At 47.6% G+C, this 18,186-nt stretch carries 19 protein-coding genes; 6 read left to right on the top strand and 13 right to left on the bottom strand.

What is annotated here, in order from left to right; genetic code table 11:
* The first annotated feature begins 156 nt into the window (after nucleotides 1–156).
* The 3 genes from ACLVWR_RS11590 (at nucleotide 157) to ACLVWR_RS11580 (ending at nucleotide 3,981) form a co-directional block, all read left to right on the top strand.
* The gene (locus tag ACLVWR_RS11590; protein ID WP_413580812.1) at nucleotides 157–2,349 is read left to right on the top strand and encodes a hypothetical protein; all 2,193 of its coding nucleotides are present in this window, start codon (nucleotides 157–159) and stop codon (nucleotides 2,347–2,349) included.
* A gap of 179 nt (nucleotides 2,350–2,528) precedes the next feature.
* Nucleotides 2,529–3,380 carry a radical SAM/SPASM domain-containing protein gene (locus ACLVWR_RS11585; RefSeq protein ID WP_413580811.1) on the top strand — a complete coding sequence of 284 codons (852 nt, stop codon included), beginning with the start codon at nucleotides 2,529–2,531 and terminating at the stop codon, nucleotides 3,378–3,380.
* Nucleotides 3,381–3,708: 328 nt separating this feature from the next.
* Nucleotides 3,709–3,981, top strand: a complete 273-nt coding sequence (locus ACLVWR_RS11580; protein WP_340599303.1) for a hypothetical protein — start codon at nucleotides 3,709–3,711, stop codon at nucleotides 3,979–3,981.
* Nucleotides 3,982–4,037: 56 nt separating this feature from the next.
* On the opposite strand, the gene ACLVWR_RS11575 is transcribed toward ACLVWR_RS11580, so the two are convergent.
* From ACLVWR_RS11575 to ACLVWR_RS11560, 4 genes are all read right to left on the bottom strand, one after another.
* Entirely contained in the window at nucleotides 4,038–4,421 is a 384-nt protein-coding gene (locus ACLVWR_RS11575) for a GlsB/YeaQ/YmgE family stress response membrane protein (protein WP_413580810.1), read from the bottom strand.
* 207 nt (nucleotides 4,422–4,628) lie between these two features.
* Entirely contained in the window at nucleotides 4,629–5,000 is a 372-nt protein-coding gene (locus ACLVWR_RS11570) for a hypothetical protein (RefSeq protein ID WP_413580809.1), read from the bottom strand.
* A gap of 264 nt (nucleotides 5,001–5,264) precedes the next feature.
* On the bottom strand, nucleotides 5,265–5,711 hold the full coding sequence (locus tag ACLVWR_RS11565; protein WP_413580808.1) for a hypothetical protein: 447 nt from the start codon (nucleotides 5,709–5,711) through the stop codon (nucleotides 5,265–5,267).
* 77 nt (nucleotides 5,712–5,788) lie between these two features.
* Complete coding sequence (locus ACLVWR_RS11560; protein WP_413580807.1) at nucleotides 5,789–6,217, bottom strand: hypothetical protein; 429 nt, start codon at nucleotides 6,215–6,217, stop codon at nucleotides 5,789–5,791.
* A gap of 187 nt (nucleotides 6,218–6,404) precedes the next feature.
* On the opposite strand from ACLVWR_RS11560, the gene ACLVWR_RS11555 reads away from it, so the two are divergent.
* A complete protein-coding gene (locus tag ACLVWR_RS11555; protein ID WP_413580805.1) occupies nucleotides 6,405–7,712 on the top strand; it encodes a hypothetical protein in 1,308 nt (435 codons plus the stop codon).
* 7 nt (nucleotides 7,713–7,719) lie between these two features.
* Nucleotides 7,720–8,415, top strand: coding sequence for a hypothetical protein (locus ACLVWR_RS11550; protein ID WP_413580804.1), 696 nt, complete (start codon nucleotides 7,720–7,722; stop codon nucleotides 8,413–8,415).
* Nucleotides 8,416–8,477: 62 nt separating this feature from the next.
* Here the strand turns inward: ACLVWR_RS11550 and ACLVWR_RS11545 are convergent, their stop codons facing one another.
* The 5 genes from ACLVWR_RS11545 to hutU all read right to left on the bottom strand — a co-directional run bounded on the left by ACLVWR_RS11545 (nucleotide 8,478) and on the right by hutU (nucleotide 13,804).
* Entirely contained in the window at nucleotides 8,478–9,056 is a 579-nt protein-coding gene (locus ACLVWR_RS11545) for a hypothetical protein (RefSeq protein ID WP_413580803.1), read from the bottom strand.
* A gap of 268 nt (nucleotides 9,057–9,324) precedes the next feature.
* Nucleotides 9,325–10,137: an ABC transporter ATP-binding protein gene (locus ACLVWR_RS11540; RefSeq protein ID WP_413580802.1), complete on the bottom strand. Its 813-nt coding sequence runs from the start codon at nucleotides 10,135–10,137 to the stop codon at nucleotides 9,325–9,327.
* Complete coding sequence (locus ACLVWR_RS11535; protein ID WP_413580801.1) at nucleotides 10,137–10,964, bottom strand: ABC transporter permease; 828 nt, start codon at nucleotides 10,962–10,964, stop codon at nucleotides 10,137–10,139. Before ACLVWR_RS11535 ends, ACLVWR_RS11540 begins: the two co-directional genes overlap by 1 nt.
* A gap of 13 nt (nucleotides 10,965–10,977) precedes the next feature.
* On the bottom strand, nucleotides 10,978–11,964 hold the full coding sequence (locus ACLVWR_RS11530) for an ABC transporter substrate-binding protein (protein WP_413580800.1): 987 nt from the start codon (nucleotides 11,962–11,964) through the stop codon (nucleotides 10,978–10,980).
* Between the two features lie 193 nt (nucleotides 11,965–12,157).
* A complete protein-coding gene (gene hutU, locus ACLVWR_RS11525; protein ID WP_413580799.1) occupies nucleotides 12,158–13,804 on the bottom strand; it encodes a urocanate hydratase in 1,647 nt (548 codons plus the stop codon).
* An 87-nt stretch (nucleotides 13,805–13,891) separates the two neighbouring features.
* Here hutU and ACLVWR_RS11520 point away from each other — a divergent pair, with 87 nt between their 5' ends.
* Nucleotides 13,892–14,497 carry a tRNA-uridine aminocarboxypropyltransferase gene (locus ACLVWR_RS11520; RefSeq protein WP_413580798.1) on the top strand — a complete coding sequence of 202 codons (606 nt, stop codon included), beginning with the start codon at nucleotides 13,892–13,894 and terminating at the stop codon, nucleotides 14,495–14,497.
* Here ACLVWR_RS11520 and ACLVWR_RS11515 read toward each other — a convergent pair.
* The 4 genes from ACLVWR_RS11515 to ACLVWR_RS11500 form a co-directional block, all read right to left on the bottom strand.
* A complete protein-coding gene (locus tag ACLVWR_RS11515) occupies nucleotides 14,487–15,428 on the bottom strand; it encodes a Na/Pi cotransporter family protein (RefSeq protein ID WP_413580797.1) in 942 nt (313 codons plus the stop codon). The two genes, ACLVWR_RS11520 and ACLVWR_RS11515, sit on opposite strands and share 11 nt — an antisense overlap.
* Before the next feature lie 17 nt (nucleotides 15,429–15,445).
* Nucleotides 15,446–15,781, bottom strand: coding sequence for a hypothetical protein (locus ACLVWR_RS11510; RefSeq protein ID WP_413580796.1), 336 nt, complete (start codon nucleotides 15,779–15,781; stop codon nucleotides 15,446–15,448).
* Nucleotides 15,782–15,873: 92 nt separating this feature from the next.
* Nucleotides 15,874–17,409 (bottom strand): histidine ammonia-lyase, encoded by a 1,536-nt coding sequence (gene hutH, locus ACLVWR_RS11505; RefSeq protein WP_413580795.1) that lies wholly within the window; start codon nucleotides 17,407–17,409, stop codon nucleotides 15,874–15,876.
* 213 nt (nucleotides 17,410–17,622) lie between these two features.
* The gene (locus ACLVWR_RS11500; RefSeq protein ID WP_413580794.1) at nucleotides 17,623–18,168 is read right to left on the bottom strand and encodes a hypothetical protein; all 546 of its coding nucleotides are present in this window, start codon (nucleotides 18,166–18,168) and stop codon (nucleotides 17,623–17,625) included.
* Between the last annotated feature and the right edge of the window lie 18 nt (nucleotides 18,169–18,186).

The following is an 18,186-nucleotide window of genomic DNA, read 5'->3' as shown; positions in this document are numbered from 1 at the left end:
AGCAAACGCAAAAGTACCGGACGCCATTTGGAACCGTTTACACTAGAAACTTGGAAAAATCCGAGGGAAATATGAGTTATCACAACTCCCTTGAATCAAAATAAGACACCTTCTTAGCTCATCTAAACATCGAAAATTTCCGAAGAGTTCCCTTGGATGCGGAACTCTTTTTCATTCTTATTTTGTCTGATTTTACTATTTTCAGGACCTGTGCACGCGGGCCCTTTGGAAGCCCTTTCTGAACAGGCCTACAAACTGACCGGCAAAAAGTGCGCCCCCATCACAACAAGTAAAATAAACTCTGCCTGTGAGCCTGCAAGTGAGAACTTAAAAAAGTCTTCGCAAGAACTGGGAAAAATCAGTCAAAGTATTTCAGAAAACCAGGAAGACCGCTATTTCAAACTGTTGGCTGAACAACAAGGACGCGAACTGCAGTGTGCAAGTGACTTTGCAAAGTCCGCTGCGAAAGAAATTGAAAATAATTTTCCTTCCAGTGACTTGAAATCAAAAATGACCATGGCAAGATTTGCCAGACAAAAAGCCCAGGAGCTTGGGAAAAAGATCATCAACGATCCGACGCTTTCCACTCCCGTATGCCCACAAAGCTTTGAAGCCCTGGAAGGCCAATATCCCAAAGGAACGACCAAAGGTGCCAGCTATAAAGCCTGCAAAGAATGGATCGGCTATCGTCAGTCTTATCAGGCTATCTTAAGCTCGATTCCCCTATCCGGCTCACCAAGCCTGAAAAAAGTCATTGAGGACTATGCCAGCGCCAAGGATGAAGAACCGCTTTCACAACTGCAAAGCGAACTGAAAAATGCTTATTCTTCAACTCAGCAGACTCTTGATTCAAATCGCGATCTGCTTCAAAAAACCTTGAAAGAACAAGGTGCTGATGGTTTGGACCGCGCTGCCCGCAACGAACTCCTTTCCGATCCGGCGTTAAGTGCCGCAATTTTAAAATCCAATCCCACACTGGAAGAAGTCGCCTGCTTTGCAAATGCCCGGTATGGCGAAGGTGCCGACAACCTGAATAACAGTGTGATGGTGGGTTCACTCCTTATGGGCGGAGGCGCTGCCATATTAGGAAAAGTGGGCGCCGCCACGGCCCGTGCAGTTGAAACCTCCACCTTGGCACGAACCACAGGAATGGTTTCCTTAAACGGAATGAAGATTCTAAGAACTACTGCTGTGGGCGCCGACTTCGCCAGCATGGCGGCAGTAACACATCAAGCCTGCTTTAGTGAAAAGCTGTCCACGCTGAAGTCCGCCAATGCCTGCGTTAGTGCCCCCAGCGCCGAACAAGCGGAAAAGGATAACTGTCTGCTGTCCGCCTCACTTCTGGCTTTAGGAGCGATGCCACAGAGTTTGGTGAATGAGCTGTCCTCTCATATCAAAACAATGGTTGCCGATGAAAAAAGAAAAGCACTGCTTGATGCCGCCGACAACGACTGGAAATCGGTGGCATCCGCCACTTCAAGCAAAACTCCAATTCAAACTTCGAAAAACATTTCTCCAATGGAGAAACAATTAACCGAAGGCATCATCATTTCCAGAAAACCCGTAGGTGAAGGCGCGTTTGGAGCGCAATTCGTTAAATACGACAACGGCATGGAAGGCGTATGGAAAGCGACTGATAATTCATGGGTTGCGAATACCGCAAACAACGAAGTCGCAGCCTATCAAGTTGATAAATATCTGGGATTGAAATCTGTACCTGTCACAGTAAAAAAAGAGCTTAATGGCCGTGAAGGCACTGTACAATATCGCGTGAAAGAACTGAAGAAACTTAAGGACACTGAAGACTATGAGGGGGACCCCGCAGAGCTGGGTTTCCTGGACTATCTGATTGCGAATGGCGACCGCCACGGCAGAAATTATCTGCAAAAATCAGATGGTAAAGTCGTAGCGATCGATCACGGCCTTGCCTTTGACACCGGGAAATCCACGGAACCCCTCGCGCACTTCAACAATCGCGTGGATCGATTGGAAAAAAATCTAAAAAAGCAGTCCGCGATTACCGCCAGAATTTCCCAGGGCAAAGGACGTGAGGCCGCACTCAAGCAGGAGCTCAAAGACCTCAAAGATGATGCTTCAGAGTTGCAGATGAATATTAATGCTTTCATGCCGCAGCAGCAGGTCGTGGAAAAACTGCGCAAAACAACGGCCGAAGATTGGCGTAAAGTTGTGGGCGACAACCTGTCAGATAAACAAATCGAAGCCCTGCAAAGAAGACAGATGCTTTTACTTCGCGACATCGACGACGCCGCCCAACGCATCGGCAAGGACCGCCTCTACCCTGCCGGCGACAACTCACCATTGCTTAAAACAATGGACTCTTACGACTAGACCTTTTTCGGCGCTGCTCCAAAACGCATATAGCTCTCCTAATTTATAAGTTTTCCTAAAATGCAGGTCCCGCGCCGGGGGATGCCCTTTGCGAGTTGATAAAACGGGCTTCCTTGGGTATTGGTTTTCAAACTTAAAAAAGGGCTCAATCTATCAAACCCACCAAACGCTTTCACAAGGTGAATATCGAGATCAGCAACGTCTGCAATTTGCAGTGTAGCTTTTGTCCGCCTGTGGAGCGCGAAAAGAAAATGATGACCCTGGAGACTTTCGAGAGCGTGGTCTCCCAAGTGGCTCCGCTGACCGATCAGGTGACCCTGCATTTGATGGGCGATCCGTTGGTGCATCCCAAGCTTGCTCAGTTCATTGAAATCTGTGCGACCCACCAGGTTCCGGTATTCCTGGTTACCAATGGCGTGTTGATGAATGAAGTGCGCGAGGAATTGCTTTTAAATCCGATACTGCGTCAGGTGAACTTTTCCCTGCACAGCTTTCACGACAACTACGGCGATAAGGATCCGACGATCTATCTAAACAAAATCTTCCGCTACACCCGTCGCGCCTTGGAAGAGCGTCCTGATTTGTATATCAACTACCGTCTGTGGAATTTGGACGATCCCATGGGGACAGGGGCCCACAACAGATCCATGCTGGATCGTGTGTGCACTGAATTTGGTTTTAACTTTAACGAAGCCATCGACGTGCGCCGAAACAAAAGCGTGCGCATTCAGAATCGCCTGTATTTGCACTTTGATACCGAGTTCACGTGGCCTTCGGTGGATCTGCCTATTTTGGGTGCCAAGGGGACCTGCTATGGCCTCTCCAGCCACTTTGGCGTGCTCGCAGACGGCACCGTGGTTCCCTGCTGCTTAGATAAAGAGGGCAAGATCCCTTTGGGTAATGTTAAGGACTCCCCGGTTCTGGATATTCTGGGATCGGACCGCTCAAAGGCTATTTTAAAGGGTTTTAAGGACAATAAGCTGGTCGAAAATCTTTGCCAGCGCTGCCAATATATCACCAGATTCAATTAAGCCGCTCCTCGCTGCCAATGGCAATGAAATCCGCGTCAACCACATGGGAGGTCCCACAATGCCTTATACGGTGGAAGCCGAAGGCTTGGGGATCGAGGAAAGATTCACCACTTTTGATGGTCAAGCCTACAGTGAAGCCTATGGCGTGAATAGCGAACTGGTATTCAAAAAATGAAGTTGGCCTTCGTTTGCTCTGACCGCTTGATTTATCGCTAGATTTTACCTTTTTCCAAGGTCTCTCCCCCAAGGGAGGGGCCTTTGGCCAAGTTCGTGGACAAATCACCTTCAGATATGGCATCTTCCAGCCTTATTTCAATCTGGAGAGCCCATGGAAGAATACGCAGGCGTTAATCACGTTCCACCACAACCCCCAAAATCATTCCGCGTGACGATCGAACTTCATCGTTCAGCGAAGCGCCTGGATGTGGTTTTGTTGAATGCTCTTCGCAATCAAAAAGAAAATCTGAACCTGTTCAACATCACTCGTACAACATTCAAACAGTTGTTTCTTGATGGCCGCATTGTGATCAAAGGACAACGCGCGAAAGTTTCCTCGAGCGTTGCCAAAGGCATCACTTACGTCGACATACTTGGCTACTAGTTTAACCAACCAATTCCGTCGAATGTAAAGGGAGCCAACGTGGCTCCCTTTGTTTTTTAAGGACGTGGCCCCTCGTGATAATCTCTTGATTTAGGAGGCGGCGGCGTTTTCGTATAGGATTGAGAAATATCCTCATCCTTTCTAAAGCTGGTGGATCGAGTCTGTGCCTGGCGTTTATCCCACCAGTTCTTCACAAGCCCCGCAAGAATCATAACGACGGCTCCCCCAATACCTGAGCCCGCGATGTTACTGAAGATCGCTCCCCCTTGAGTCATGGGGTTCACCATACCTGTGATCGCAGGTCCCCCAAGAAAACCTCCCACAATTCCGGCGATGGAATTCCCTGCGGGTCCGAGGTTCAATTTTTTCAATAAAGAGCCAGCGATATTACCGCCGGCCAAACCAGAAAGAAGCGTCGTAAGAATTGCTCCAAAATCCATGGTGTACCTCCGTTGCCTTTATCCTTTCACCGACACGGTAGAGGAACAAGGTTCAGAGGGAAAACACAGGGTTTGGATTAAAGGCGTAGAATAAATCGGCCATAAGGACTTAAGGGGCTGCTCCGAGACTGCACAATGGTTCAGTAGACTTTTGAGCGGTAGATACGGGACAAAAAAAGGGTTCCCTGGAGGAACCCTTTTAAAAATCTATTCGCAACGAGCCAGCATTCCGCCGCCACGAAGATAAGTTTGCTCACTTGCATCCGTCATTTTCAAGATAACAAGAGAAGTCGTCTCGACAGTTTTTTCAAGAATAATTTCTTTATAATCCGCAAGTTCGGCATAGTTGATACCGTTCATTTCAATCATTTCCTTCAATTCAAATTTATTGTAAACTTCAGGACCAACCACACGAAGACCTTTCTTTACCGCGCTTCGACCGATCTTGTAGGTAACAGCACCCGCATCATCCACGCTAGCTTTGATCGTGCTGCCGTTGAATTTACAAGTAACCACTTCGCCCGCGTGCGATACCATCGAAGCTCCAAAAATCGCCAATGCCAAGATAACCGCTTTCATAAAATCTCCATCTGTTTGATTAGAATTCGCGAAACTAGTAGCAATCGCCATACCCGGGGATTTCCGGTTCCAGGTGAGTTTTACGCTCTAATGAGCCCACCAACAGTGGATAACTAGTTTTCGGGTCTCCATTTTTGGCATCTTTAGGGCGTGAAAAGACCAGGTGTCCACAATTGTTTTCACTCACGTTTCCCATAAAAAAAGGCTCCCGAGAGGAGCCTTTTTCATAACCACATTTTTATGGATAAAGTCAGTCCGTACCTTTTAGCGAGCGATGTCCGCCATAGTTTCATTGATAGTGAATTTGCCGCCTTTGATTGTCTCAAGAGCGGAATCCAAAAGATCACGATCCATTTTGTAGGACTTCATGTTGCAGATACCGTTAACAAGATCAGCGTAGTTCGGGCAGGGTTTTGGGTAGCAAGAAAGATTGGAGCCAGCAAGGTCCACAAAGCGGTCAGCAGAAACCGAATCAAGAGTTAACCATGCGTTCTTATCTTTACTGCGGAAGTATTTTGCAATCAGGAATACCTGATCTTCATTCAACTGTGAGCAGTAAAGTTTCTTGCCCTTTCCTGCACGTTCTTTATTAATCACGATCAATTGGGAATTGACTGTGTCTACCAATTTATCAACGAATTCAGGTGTGCTGATTTTAGCAAATGCGGAAGAAGACACCATCAATACGATCATGACTACAAACTTTTTCACTCTGAATCCCCTTGTGAGGTTTGATTATTAAAACTCACACAAGGAGATAAGGTATTTGAGCCAAAATCACAAGGGCATTATCTACAGAGTGTCGTGAGGGCCACCCAAGCCGGCTTCACAGCGGGCTCTACTGGCTCTATATCCGCCGTGGGCTCGTACTGATTTAACATATCGTTTTCATAGCGAGAACAGTCACCTTTTTTGAAATTTTTCTCTGAAGGAACCGACTCGAAAACGGCCATCATTAAGTCCATGTAGGCTTCATCAGCCTGGGACTGGGGCATATTATTTTCACGAACGACTTTAATTTCGTCAGTGACACGGCGAATAGCACGAAAACGCTCTTTGTTGTTCTTTGCCACTTGCATTTCTTTCTGCAAAAGCTCCGCATAGGTATCAACTTGTGCACGCAAACTGCGGCCGCTGTACACGGGCACCTCTCGAGTTGCCGCTTGCGCCGCCCCCGCCAGGAACACAAGACCCACAACCCACTTCATGCTTTTCATAACGCCTCCAGAAGGGCCAAGCTTTTAAGGTCTCGACCGATACCAGTATTTTATAATTTGCCCTCTGAATTTCAATACGCACTCGCCCGAGCTTTATGACACAAAGCAAACTTTGGCCGCGGGGCATTTTGTTTGAAACTTAAAAATACGCAATATACGTTTTCGTACGGTAATGTACGGAGAGTTTATGCAACGCCTGATTTTGCTTCTTAGTGTGCTCGTTTCCTTTAATTTTGCCCGCGCTGCGGTGTGGACGGAAGTCAATGAGTGGTCTCCAACTTGGGAAGATCGCTTTTCTGAATGGGTCGAAAATAACTGGCAAGTTGATTTCTTTGCCCGCAAACGCCTGCCAAATGGGCAAAGCAATCCCTACTACGGACTGCGCACCGATTGTGCTGACACTGTTTATTCCATGCGACTTATTTTCGCGTATGAAAATAAATTACCGTTCGTCATTCAGGATCCAACAGCATCAGGTCGCACGATCTCCAACAAAATGGCGCGTTGGGATCGCCAGACCGAACAAGCCCGAATCAAAAACTTTTTGGTGTACATCTATAACATGACCAGCACCAAGTCGCTTCCGAATGACACGTATCCGATCGCGATCTCGCGCAACTCTGTGCGTGCGGGGTCTTTGATTCTGACAACTGCGGTAAATCATCACTCCTGGACAATTAAAGAGATGTTGCCAATCGGTGTGCCTCACCTGGTTTACAACTCCACCATTGGAGCAACTTCAAGTGCCATGCTGCAAGAGCGCCAATCCTGGCCAAATCCTGAATGGGTCTTTGAAGGAGATCAAACAGCTGCTGGCAATGCGGGATTCCGTTACTGGAAACCGGCAGAGTACATCGGCCAACCCGCGTGGAAAGTTCCTGGCTACAGCGAAGAGCAATACAAAGTTCCACTGAAACGTTGGGTGAAGTATTCGCAAGGACGTTTGGCACTTCGTCGTGAAACTGATGAACAGTTGATGGCGCGCTTGATGAAAGTGACTTGCCAAGGTGTTCAAGGCCGCGTGAGCGCGGTGAATGATGGCTTGAATGCCTTGCGCTCAACCAAAAAATGCATGAAGTATGCAGACTATGACACTTATTCGACACCTTCTCGCGATCAGCGTATTTTTGATGACTACGTGACTTTGCGAAAAACTTATCGCGATTTGGTAGTCGCCAATAATGCGGCTGAATTGAGCTTGGATATGCGCGTGCGCCTAAACAAGATCTTCCCGTTCATCGAAGAAACCATGGCCAGCGAAACGCGAAAAATGGCGGCAACCGGGGTTGATGGAACTTCAGTGTGCACGACCGAGTACCTTTCAGGACAATATATTGATCTGGCTGAGTTCAAACGTCGTTTGTTTGCAGGACTCATCTCAAACAACCCTATGGATGAAGCCCAATACCGTTGGGGCCAGCTCCGTGGACCTTCGCAGCGTGCAAGAAGCTGCCAATCATGGGATGTTTGGGTTCCGAATCTGAAACAGGATTAAAGGAACTATGAACGAGATAAAATTAAAAAACTGGCTTATCGCGGCTGTCGTTTTGTTCGCTCTAGGTGGCGCCGCCGATTATTACTTTCTGCATATTCTATTCCCGCTTAAGCAGGACATCCTGCACGGAGCTGTGACTGATCAACAGCCATCGCCTGGCGCGATGGCCACAGCCACTCACATTGACAGCACATTGCACGGCGAAGCCGGAACAGCAGCCGTCGTGGCGGACTCTGGCAAAGACACTTTCAATGAATCCTTGCGTGCGTGTGCGCCTGAAATCGCAGCCCAAGCGGTGGGAACTCCAGAAGCTTTGATCGAGTACCTTCGCAAAAGCCTGGGAATTAAGTCTGAACATGTTTTGGTCGAGAACTATCACCTGGTTCTGCCAGATGGTGCCAAACGCCGCATTCATGTGATCGGTGACGACAATACCAATTCCAAAGACAAAAAGATCGTGAAGTTCTATAAACTGGATGCACAGGAACTGCCAGAGGAAATCCCTCTGAGCAAAGGTGATACAGTTGAGAAACTTTTGGCAGCCGGGAAAGTGACTCGTGCTGAAAAGAAAATGGAGTTACTGTTAAAAGACGACTCCACCGCTTCTTTGGAAATGCATGACAACACGATTTTCCAGTTTCAGTTTAATAACCATGGCAAGGTATTGTCTTGTTTGTATAAAGAGTGTCAATGCGGGCAGTAGCCCTCACGAAAATCGAGAATGGAAAATGGAAAGAAAAAAAGGGAGCGCTTGCTCCCTTTTTTTTAATTTAATTGATACTTAATCTTCTTCAAATGCCACTTCAGGGAGTCAGTCAGACTGCCGTCGATCTTTTTGTTTTCGCAGAGTTTGGGATCGGTGTATTCGATTCCTCGGAATACCAAATCTTTTAGAAATTTATACTTTTCAGGGCAGTTCTTTTTTAAAGGTCCAGGGTTGTAACGATATGCAACCATACTTTCGGAGAAGTCTTCTGTTGGATTGGTAAATCCATAGGCTGAAACCATACATTGTGCCTTGGTAGTTTCCCAATAGCTGTTAGTTCCCCCATTACCGTCAGGTCGATTCACAACTTCCCAACCCGATAGCTCTCTCCATTTATCCATCTCATCAAGTCCTAATTCATCGCCAATATAGTGAGAGGCCTCATGGAAGGAGGTTTGAATTGAGTTTTCTCGCCCGAAATTGAAACCACAGTCAAAGAATTCCATCACCGCATTTGCTTGTACGCAGCCATTAATTTCTGCATATGCTGTATAAGCTCTACCACGCGGAAAGCGCACAAATCGCTTGTTGTCTTCGAAGGGCAAGGTCCCCGGGGGAAGGTCTTCAATTCCCTGCAAGACACTTCAAGCTCCTCTTTGGACCATGGAGCTGCGTCTACTTGAAATGGCGAGGCATTCAATCCGAATTTGGCCATCATGTAAAGCATCTTAGGACCCACTGAGCGTTACTAGTAGTACCCAATTCAATTTTCGCAAGATTCTTTGGAAGATATTTTTCTTTAAAAACTTTTACGATCGGCCCATCGATTTTTGCAGGCGTCGCAGTCAACGCCTGCCCAGGAAATGAGAAAAGCGACGCCGAGATGGAGAAAGTAAGTCCGTACCTTTAGTCACCGGTTGAGCCGCGCAGTTGCGCGTCTTGGAAGCGGTTTTGTTCGGCCATGACCATGTCGCTGATTTCGCGCTTAAGGGCATTGAAATCGTTTGCGGCTGGATTTCTTGGACGAGGTAAATCAACGATCAAATCTTTCTTTACCGTCCCCGGTCGATAAGTCATCACGACGATTCTGTCTGCCAGATAGATCGCTTCTTCCATACTGTGAGTTACAAACACCACGGTCTTTTTGGTTTCCTGCCATAACTTGATCAGCTCATCTTGCAAGCTTCTGCGAGTTAACGCATCCAAAGCTCCGAACGGTTCATCCATCAACATTATCGGCGGATCCAGGGCCAATACGCGGGCGATGGCCACACGCTGGCGCATGCCACCTGATAAGTCCTTTGGAAAACGTTTGCGGAACTCTGTGAGTTTTAGTTTCTCAAGCAGACTATTCAGCGTTTTTTGGATTTGGTCCTCTGGGACGTTTTTCTTGATTCTTAGTCCGAAAGTGATGTTGTCTTCGACCGACATCCATGGGAAGAGCGCATACTCCTGAAAGACCATGCCGCGATCCGGGCCTGGTTCAAAGATCTTTTTCTCTTCGACCAGAACTTGCCCGTTAGTGGGCATTGAGAACCCCGCAATGGCATTTAAAAGAGTGCTCTTGCCACAACCTGAAGGCCCCAACAGACACAAGAACTGCCCGCGAGGAATTTCCAGGTTGATGTCTTTCAGTGCTATGACGTCTTTACCCTCGTCGCCACCGTGAAAAATCTTGTCAACGTTCTGAACTTTTATTTGTGTTTGAACTTCAGCCATTACTCAAGACCTCGATGCCAGCGCAGCAAGTGGTTGTTTAATTTGTCCACGACCGTATCGATCGCAAGCCCCAAAAGACCAATCGAAAACATCCCGGCAATAATTTTATCTGACCAGAAGTACTCACGTGCTTCCAGAATACGGTAGCCCAGTCCACTGTTCACCGCGATCATTTCCGCCACGATCATACAGATAAACCCGGTACCGATACCGATGCGCACTCCACTTAGAATGTAGGGCATCGCCGCGGGTACGATTACTTTTCTGAACATCAGGAAGGATCCCGCACCCATATTACGAGCGGCACGAATGTAAATTGAATCCACCGCTCGCACTCCGACAATGGTATTCATCAGAATTGGAAAGAAAGCTCCCAGGGCAATCAAGAATACCGCCGGTGGATTCCCTAAACCAAACCACAAGATGGCCAACGGAATATAGGCAATCGGTGGAATTGGTCGCAGTACCTGCACCAGGGGATTCATATAGTCATAAACTTTTTGACTGGCCCCCATGACAAGTCCCAAAGGTAAAGCCAGGACTCCCCCAATTACGCATCCCATAAGCACGCGGTAAAAACTGGCCCACAGGTCATGAAGCAACTCACCGGAAAAGATCCATTCAATTTTTGACATTTCCCCTGCGGGATCATAGGCCTCCATCGGCATAAGATATTGATACCAACGAGCGATTACCGCCGACGGCGCTGGCAGAACCTGAGGATTCACCCAGCCCAATCGAACCACGGCCTCCCACACGGCCACAACCAGCAGTGGCACCCAAATTCCTTTTATGCGAGTACTCAGATCAATCTTTGCCTTCGCCATTCAAACTCCTATCTTACTGTACACCCAAGGACTTCTTGGCATCGTTCAAAAGATCAATTTTTACCCAGTCAGCCGCCTTCGGAACTTTGTCCATGCGACCCACGCCGTACTTTTGCATAAAGTCCGTAGTGATTTGAATGTGCTCAACCGTTAAATGATAAGCATAAGGGGAATTCCCGATGGCATCCTTAAAGTCTTGGGGAGTGATTTGTCCTTTAAAGACTTTTTCCACCACGAACTTCTCTGCAATCTCCGGTTTATCCATGAACAGCTTTGTCGCTTCCACGAAACACTTCATGAATCTTTCCGCGACATCTTTTTTCTCATTATACATTTTCTCGGTCATGACTAGAGTACGAATCGGCATACCCATTGGTGTGTCGTAGGGTTTCATCAGCTCCACACCCCAACCTTTGTTGATGGCTTGGGAGGATTGCGGTTCACTCTGTGCCATGGCGTCGATTTGTTTCGCCTGCAGAGCTTGATTTAGATCTGCAAAGGCCATGTAGACGATCTGCACATCTTTGCCTTTTTTGTCAGACCAGGTCAGATTGTTTTTCGCAAGCTCTGCCAGAAGCAATAACTCCTGTGCCCCACCGCGGGCCACACCGACTTTCTTGCCTTTGAAATCCTTGATGGACTTGATGTTAAGTTCAGGACGAACCACGATGCGGGCCCCGCCTTCAGCGAAACCTGCGACTGCATATATAGGAACTCCGCCGGATCTTCCAGCAATCGCGGCGTCTGCAGCACTCGCAGCCACGTCAATTTCGCCTGCGATAATTGCCGGCATGATGTCGATGCCTTTGGCGAATACTCTTTCCGTCACTTTCAAATTATATTTTCCGCAGAACTCCGGAAGGTAACTGATCGCTCCATAGTGGGCGAATTTTAAATTTCCGACTCGAACTAGATCCGGTGCTTTTTTTGCCTGTGCGTGCGCGAAACTTAAAGGTGCTAATGATAGAACAACGCTGAGAATCCATTTGTGAGATAGCATTTCTGACCTCCATGGTTAGGACCAACACTTAATGGTCTGCCCGATGGCAAAAGAATGCAAACATGAATTAACTGAGATTAAGCAGACTGAATATGAGAGAGAAATTATCAAGCGGAGACAATACGAATGTGAGAAAAAAGGCCGAAGTTTTTTAACTTCGGCCAGTAAAGTAACAAGATAAAAGTATTATGTTTTACAACCAGCAGCTGTTCACGCCGCGCTCTTGCGCGACTTGTTTTGCAAGCTCGTATCCTGCATCCAAGTGTCTAAATACACCCATTGCTGGATCGGCAGTTAACACTCTTTCAAGCCGTTTCGCTGCTTTTTCAGTGCCGTCTGCCACGATCACTTGTCCTGCATGTTGGCTGTAGCCCATACCCACACCACCACCGTGATGAAGACTGACCCAAGTAGCTCCGCAAGCTGTATTCACCATGGCATTTAGAAGGGCCCAGTCACTGACTGCATCAGAGCCATCCTTCATCGCTTCTGTTTCACGATTTGGAGAAGCCACAGATCCACAATCCAAGTGGTCACGACCGATGACGATTGGTGCTTTTACTTTTCCTTCAGCCACAAGCTGGTTCAACATAGCGCCCGCTTTCGCGCGCTCGCCGTATTCAAGCCAGCAGATACGTGCCGGAAGTCCTTGGAACGCGATACGCTCTTCAGCCATATCCAACCAACGCAAAAGATCTTTCTTGTGCGGGAATAGTTTTCTCATCGCATCGTCTGTCACTTTGATATCTGCCGGGTCACCAGACAGCGCCACCCAACGGAATGGACCGGAACCTTTACAGAATAGTGGACGGATGAACGCCGGAACGAATCCTGGGTAATCGAATGCATTTTCAACACCCGCTTCTTGAGCACGAGCGCGCAAGTTGTTGCCGTAATCGAAAGTCACAGCGCCTTTGTCTTTCATCGCCAGCATGCCACGCACGTGTTTGGCCATGGAATCATAAGCCGCTTTCAAGTACGCCGTTTGATCTTTTTCACGGAAAGTTTTTGCGGTTTCAACTGTGTAGCCTTCAGGGATATAACCCACCAATGGGTCATGGGCAGAAGTTTGATCCGTCAAAAGATCCGGCGTGAAGCCTTTGTCAATCAGTTGATGAATAACTGTCGCCATGTTGCCTTGAAGAGCAATTGATTTCGCAGCACCTGCTGCTGTGTATTTTTTAATACGAGCGATCGCATCGTCGATGTCTGTTGCAACTTCGTCGATGTATTTTGTTTCAAGACGTTTTTGAATACGAGTTGGATCGATCTCTACGGCAAGCACACAAGCTCCCGCGAACACACCTGCCAGAGGTTGTGCTCCACCCATGCCGCCCAAGCCAGCTGTCAGGATCACTCGGCCGGTAAGATCGCCATTGAAATACTGACGACCGGCTTCAACGAAAGATTCGTAAGTACCTTGGATGATGCCTTGAGTTCCGATATAGATCCAAGAACCCGCCGTCATCTGGCCGTACATCATCAAACCTTTTTTATCCAGTTCGTTGAAGACTTCCCATGTGGACCACTTAGGTACCAGATTGGAGTTTGCCAATAGCACGCGAGGTGCATCTTCGTGAGTTTTTAGAATTCCGATAGGTTTACCAGATTGAACCAAAAGAGTTTCGTCGTTTTCCAGTTCTTTCAAGGCTTCAAGAATTTTATCGAAGCATTCCCAGTTACGAGCAGCTTTACCGATACCACCATACACAACCAGATTTTCCGGATGCTCTGCAATTGAAGGATCCAAATTGTTTTGAATCATGCGGTATGCGGCTTCTTGCAGCCAGCCTTTACAAACCATCTTGTTGCCAGTTGGGGCTTTTACGACACGAGACATGTGCTCTCCTTTTGAATTTACAAGAGCTAGAACCTAGCAAAGGCCATAGGTATTGACAATTGAGTGCGATGCATCAATAGTGCGCCCATGATTCTGGAACGCAAAAGAAAGACGAAAGACCCTTGTCCCGTGTGCTTTTTAAATAAAAGCCGCTGTATTTGCGCGTCCATTCCAAAATTAACTCTGAAAACCCGTCTTTGTCTGGTGGTTCACGCCAAGGAACTTAAGCGCACGACGAACACAGGTCGCTTGGCGGTGACAGCTTTGGCGAACAGTGAAATGCGCATTCGCGGTGTCGAAGGTGAAACTGTCTCCTTAAGCGATCTTTTGGTTCCCGAGTACCGCACGGTTTTGTTTTATCCGTCAGAGGATGCTGTCGAACTGAACTCTGAATTTGTCGCGGCTGATTCTCGTCCGATACAATTGATTGTTCCGGATGGAAACTGGCGCCAGGCCAGCAAGGTTCACTATCGTCATCATGAGTTGGCTGGCGTCCCCCGCGTGATGATCAAGGAAGCCAATAAATCTTTGCATCATATGCGCGCAGAAACAACGGCTGAAGGCATGGCTACTTTGCAAGCCATTGCGGAAGCATTTGGAATTATCGAAGGTGCTGCAGCTGGAAAAGCTCTGATGGACCTATATGAGGCGAAGCTCAAAGCGACCCTGGAGGGTCGCGGTCTTAATCTCTGAGTTTATTGTCGATTCGGCCAACGATGCGCACAAAAGGCGTCAGGAAAATCATAAACACCGCTACCAGGCACACAACGTACAAGAGATGCGCTGTCGCGACCACCAAGTTTTCATTCGGCGCCAGTGTCATAACCATTTCTGTGAATGGCTCCATAAAAGGATAGATTAAAAGAACACCAACTACATTTATTGCGGTACCACACCAGGCCGCCTTCTTGGCAGTTCGATTCATACTCCAAGTCGCATACAATCCCGTCACAGTCGTGCCGATCGTTGCTCCAAGCATAATGGGTATACTGTTTTGGGGAGTCAAAATCCCCTGCTGAACAAGAATGATTGCCAAACCAATAACGACGGAACTGGACTGCATGATGGCTGTTAAGACCACTCCAACCAAAATTCCTTTTAATGTTGTGTCCGTATAACGTAAGAAATCCGCAAGATACTGCGATTCCCTGATCGGCTGCAAAGCTCCACTGATTAAATCCAAACTGAAAAAGATAAATCCAAAATAGAAAAGAGCCTTACCGAAAATTTTCAACCGCCATGGCACCACGCTTATCAATGAGCCAATCACAATAAAAAACGGGCCAATTCCAGTCAGCTTAAAGGAGACCATCCAAGCTGTCAGCGTTGTGCCAAGGTAAGCCCCCAGCATGATGGAGATCGCTCCTTGAAAGCTTAGAATCCCACCATCGATCAACGACATTGCAATGGTGGATACGGCCGTGCTGGATTGAATCAGCGCGGTCGCGATCACTCCGACAAAAAATGCAGAGAATCTGTTGGCGGTGAGTTTCCTCATCACCATCTCAAGTTTTGCCCCCGCGGTATTCTTAAGTTCGGCACTAAAGCCGCTCAGCCCATATAAAAACAGGATGATGGCGCTGATGATGGAAAAGATGACTTGTTGGTGCTGGATAAACTGCATGACGCCTTAACGTGTTGCTATTCGTAAATATCGTATAAATCTTTGATGTCACAGTTCAAACGGCAGTTGGAATTACAACTAACCCAGGCCGTATTTCCCGGGGCGATATAACCCGGAGAGCAGCGGGAGGTACAAGACGGAATTCCGTAGGGTGTGCCTTGCTTGATATAGCAAGTGGAGCGCGCATTGCTTTCAGCCGCGCGTTCTGCACGATCCTCAATACCGCGAGGACAGAAGCTATCCCCACCTTTGCAAGATCCCGAAGCACTCCCCGTGCCTGTCACCCAAATCGTTTTTGAGAACGCCGGAACCACCAAAAAACTCATCATCAAAAAACAAATCAAAGCTTTCATTTAAATTCCAATTCTCGCCAAAAGGCGCCTGCCGGTTTTTTGATACACGGTGCAGAACCGCAACGGTTCTGCATCGCATCCCTGAAAGGTAATTACCACTCGAGTTCGCCGACCGCTTTTTCTACGACCGCCATCAATTCGCCGGACACCATCATGGCTTTGATAGCCTCGACGTCTTTGTGGAAAATGCGGTCTTCTTTTGCGAACGGAACTGTTTTTCTGATGTGCTCATGCACGGCTTTCACCGCTGCCGCTGGCTTTAGTGGAGCCAACAAGTCGATTGCCTGAGTGCCGGAAAGAAGTTCCATCGCTACAACATTTTCTGCGTTTCGTAGGATTTGTGCAAATTTTCTTGCTGCAATAGTTCCCATGGAAACGTGGTCTTCTTTTTCAGCGGAAGTTGGGATGGAATCCACAGACGCTGGATGCGCCAATACTTTGTTTTCACTCACCAGGGATGCGGCTGCCACTTGCACGATCATGTGACCGGAGTTCAAACCACCATTTGGTGTCAAGAACGGAGGAAGCTCACTCATTTGTGTGGAAATCAATTTTGAAATACGGCACTCGGAAATACTTGCCTGGGACGAAATCACGATACCTGCGAAATCCATGGCGTGTGCCACTGGCATACCGTGGAAGTTACCGCAGGAAAGAACTTTGTTTGCATCCGCGAATACCAACGGATTATCAGTGGAAGAGTTCGCTTCTGTTTCCAAAACTTTTACAGCGTAACGAACACCGTCTTTTGCAGCTCCGTGAACGGCTGGCATACAACGAAGAGAGTATGCATCCTGAACGCGGTTGTCCTGGATCTCATGAGACTCACCAATCGGGCTTGTTGTTCCCATAATCTTAATAAGATTACGACCCGTTTTACCTTCACCCGCGTGCGGGCGGCTGGCTTGAATCAAAGGATCGAATGGTTTTCTGGAACCTCTCATCCCTTCAAGAGTCATGGCACCCGCAAGGTCCGCCAACCACAACAAGCGGCGTGCTTCCCAAAGTGAAAGAAGACCAATTGACGTCATCACCTGACAGCCATTGATCATGGATAGACCTTCTTTCGCTTTCAACTCCAGCGGAGTGATACCCTTTTGCTTCAATAGTTCAGTTACGTGCACTGGTTTGCCGTCAGCACCCCAAGCATCGCCCTCACCAATAACGGTCAAAGCCAAATGAGAAAGTGGAGCCAAGTCACCAGATGCTCCTACGGAACCTTGCGAAGGCACAACCGGAATGATGTCGTTGTTCAGGAATTCCAGAATTTTATCAACCACTGTCGGACGAATACCGCTGTGACCTTTGGCCAAAGCATTCGCACGCAAAATCATCATCGCGCGAGTTTCAGTTTTCGTGAATGGAGCACCGATGCCCATACAATGAGAACGGATCAGGTTTCTTTGCAGTTGCTCGATTTCGGAATCAGAAATTCTAACGGAAGAGAAAGCACCGAACCCGGTGTTCACACCGTACATCACTTCACCGCTGGAAATACGACCCTCGATATAGTCGCGGGACTTTTTCATTTCCGCGCGAGCAGAATCCGCCAACTCCACTTTCATGGAAGGTGTGTGTGCGGCTTTATAGAGATTTTCGATCGTGATATTTTCACCGGTCAATTGCATGGCGGGAACTCCTAATTTCATTCGTAAAAACAAGGACCCGATCCTAGCCCAACACCCTTAAAAAAGGCACGACCGACCAAGCTCAGACGCGCCGCGCATCCAAAAGGCGCCAGCCGGTTTTCGGGGATGCGGTGCGTTTTTTAGGGGTTTGGGAATGAAAAAAGCCGGCTTGGGGCCGGCTTTTGAGAAACTTAAGATTTTGAGGTCTTGAAATTAGAACTGAAGAGGCAGGGATACAGAAAGCATCCATGAGTCCATTTTGCCTTTAGTAGCCCAATCACCAGTATCAGATTTAACTTTGTCGATATTTTCCATTGTGTACTCAAGATTCAAAGAGATGAATGGAAGAAGTGTTGTACCAACACCGATTTTAACCGGCTTACCTTCGATTTTCGGATTACCCGTACCATCAGCCTTGATTTCGCTCATCACACCGTAACCAACCCAACCTCTTAGCAAAATTGGAAGATCAATCCCCGCAACCGCGTAAAGAGTGTTGCGTTTAGCGTCCATGTCAGCTTGACCGTCTTGTTTATATTTACCACTCACACCCAAGTTGTAATCCAAACCCAACCACAACATGACTGGAGTTTTGTAAGCAAGGCGTGCGCCCATGTTTACCAACTCAGTTTTTGCCGTCGGATTAACATCCGTGTGACTACCCATTTCATAACCCAAATACGGCTCAATCAAAATATCCGCTTTTGCATTTACTGAGAATCCAACTATCAGTGCCAATACAAGCCACATTTTTTTCATAACTTCTCCTTTTTGTAA

This window comes from Bdellovibrio sp. HCB288, from assembly GCF_047305935.1.
Lineage (GTDB): Bacteria > Bdellovibrionota > Bdellovibrionia > Bdellovibrionales > Bdellovibrionaceae > Bdellovibrio.
The sequence above is the reverse complement of the archived record's forward strand: the minus strand, read 5'-3'. Positions and strand labels throughout refer to the sequence as shown.

Excerpts from the sequence above, each read along its gene's own strand:
- ACLVWR_RS11590 (WP_413580812.1), top strand. The coding sequence starts at position 157 with ATGCGGAACTCTTTTTCATTCTTATTTTGTCTGATTTTACTATTTTCA.
- ACLVWR_RS11580 (WP_340599303.1), top strand. The coding sequence starts at position 3,709 with ATGGAAGAATACGCAGGCGTTAATCACGTTCCACCACAACCCCCAAAA.
- ACLVWR_RS11575 (WP_413580810.1), bottom strand. The coding sequence starts at position 4,421 with ATGGATTTTGGAGCAATTCTTACGACGCTTCTTTCTGGTTTGGCCGGC.
- ACLVWR_RS11570 (WP_413580809.1), bottom strand. The coding sequence starts at position 5,000 with ATGAAAGCGGTTATCTTGGCATTGGCGATTTTTGGAGCTTCGATGGTA.
- ACLVWR_RS11560 (WP_413580807.1), bottom strand. The coding sequence starts at position 6,217 with ATGAAAAGCATGAAGTGGGTTGTGGGTCTTGTGTTCCTGGCGGGGGCG.
- ACLVWR_RS11555 (WP_413580805.1), top strand. The coding sequence starts at position 6,405 with ATGCAACGCCTGATTTTGCTTCTTAGTGTGCTCGTTTCCTTTAATTTT.
- ACLVWR_RS11550 (WP_413580804.1), top strand. The coding sequence starts at position 7,720 with ATGAACGAGATAAAATTAAAAAACTGGCTTATCGCGGCTGTCGTTTTG.
- ACLVWR_RS11540 (WP_413580802.1), bottom strand. The coding sequence starts at position 10,137 with ATGGCTGAAGTTCAAACACAAATAAAAGTTCAGAACGTTGACAAGATT.
- ACLVWR_RS11535 (WP_413580801.1), bottom strand. The coding sequence starts at position 10,964 with ATGGCGAAGGCAAAGATTGATCTGAGTACTCGCATAAAAGGAATTTGG.
- ACLVWR_RS11530 (WP_413580800.1), bottom strand. The coding sequence starts at position 11,964 with ATGCTATCTCACAAATGGATTCTCAGCGTTGTTCTATCATTAGCACCT.
- hutU (WP_413580799.1), bottom strand. The coding sequence starts at position 13,804 with ATGTCTCGTGTCGTAAAAGCCCCAACTGGCAACAAGATGGTTTGTAAA.
- ACLVWR_RS11520 (WP_413580798.1), top strand. The coding sequence starts at position 13,892 with ATGATTCTGGAACGCAAAAGAAAGACGAAAGACCCTTGTCCCGTGTGC.
- ACLVWR_RS11515 (WP_413580797.1), bottom strand. The coding sequence starts at position 15,428 with ATGCAGTTTATCCAGCACCAACAAGTCATCTTTTCCATCATCAGCGCC.
- ACLVWR_RS11510 (WP_413580796.1), bottom strand. The coding sequence starts at position 15,781 with ATGAAAGCTTTGATTTGTTTTTTGATGATGAGTTTTTTGGTGGTTCCG.
- hutH (WP_413580795.1), bottom strand. The coding sequence starts at position 17,409 with ATGCAATTGACCGGTGAAAATATCACGATCGAAAATCTCTATAAAGCC.
- ACLVWR_RS11500 (WP_413580794.1), bottom strand. The coding sequence starts at position 18,168 with ATGAAAAAAATGTGGCTTGTATTGGCACTGATAGTTGGATTCTCAGTA.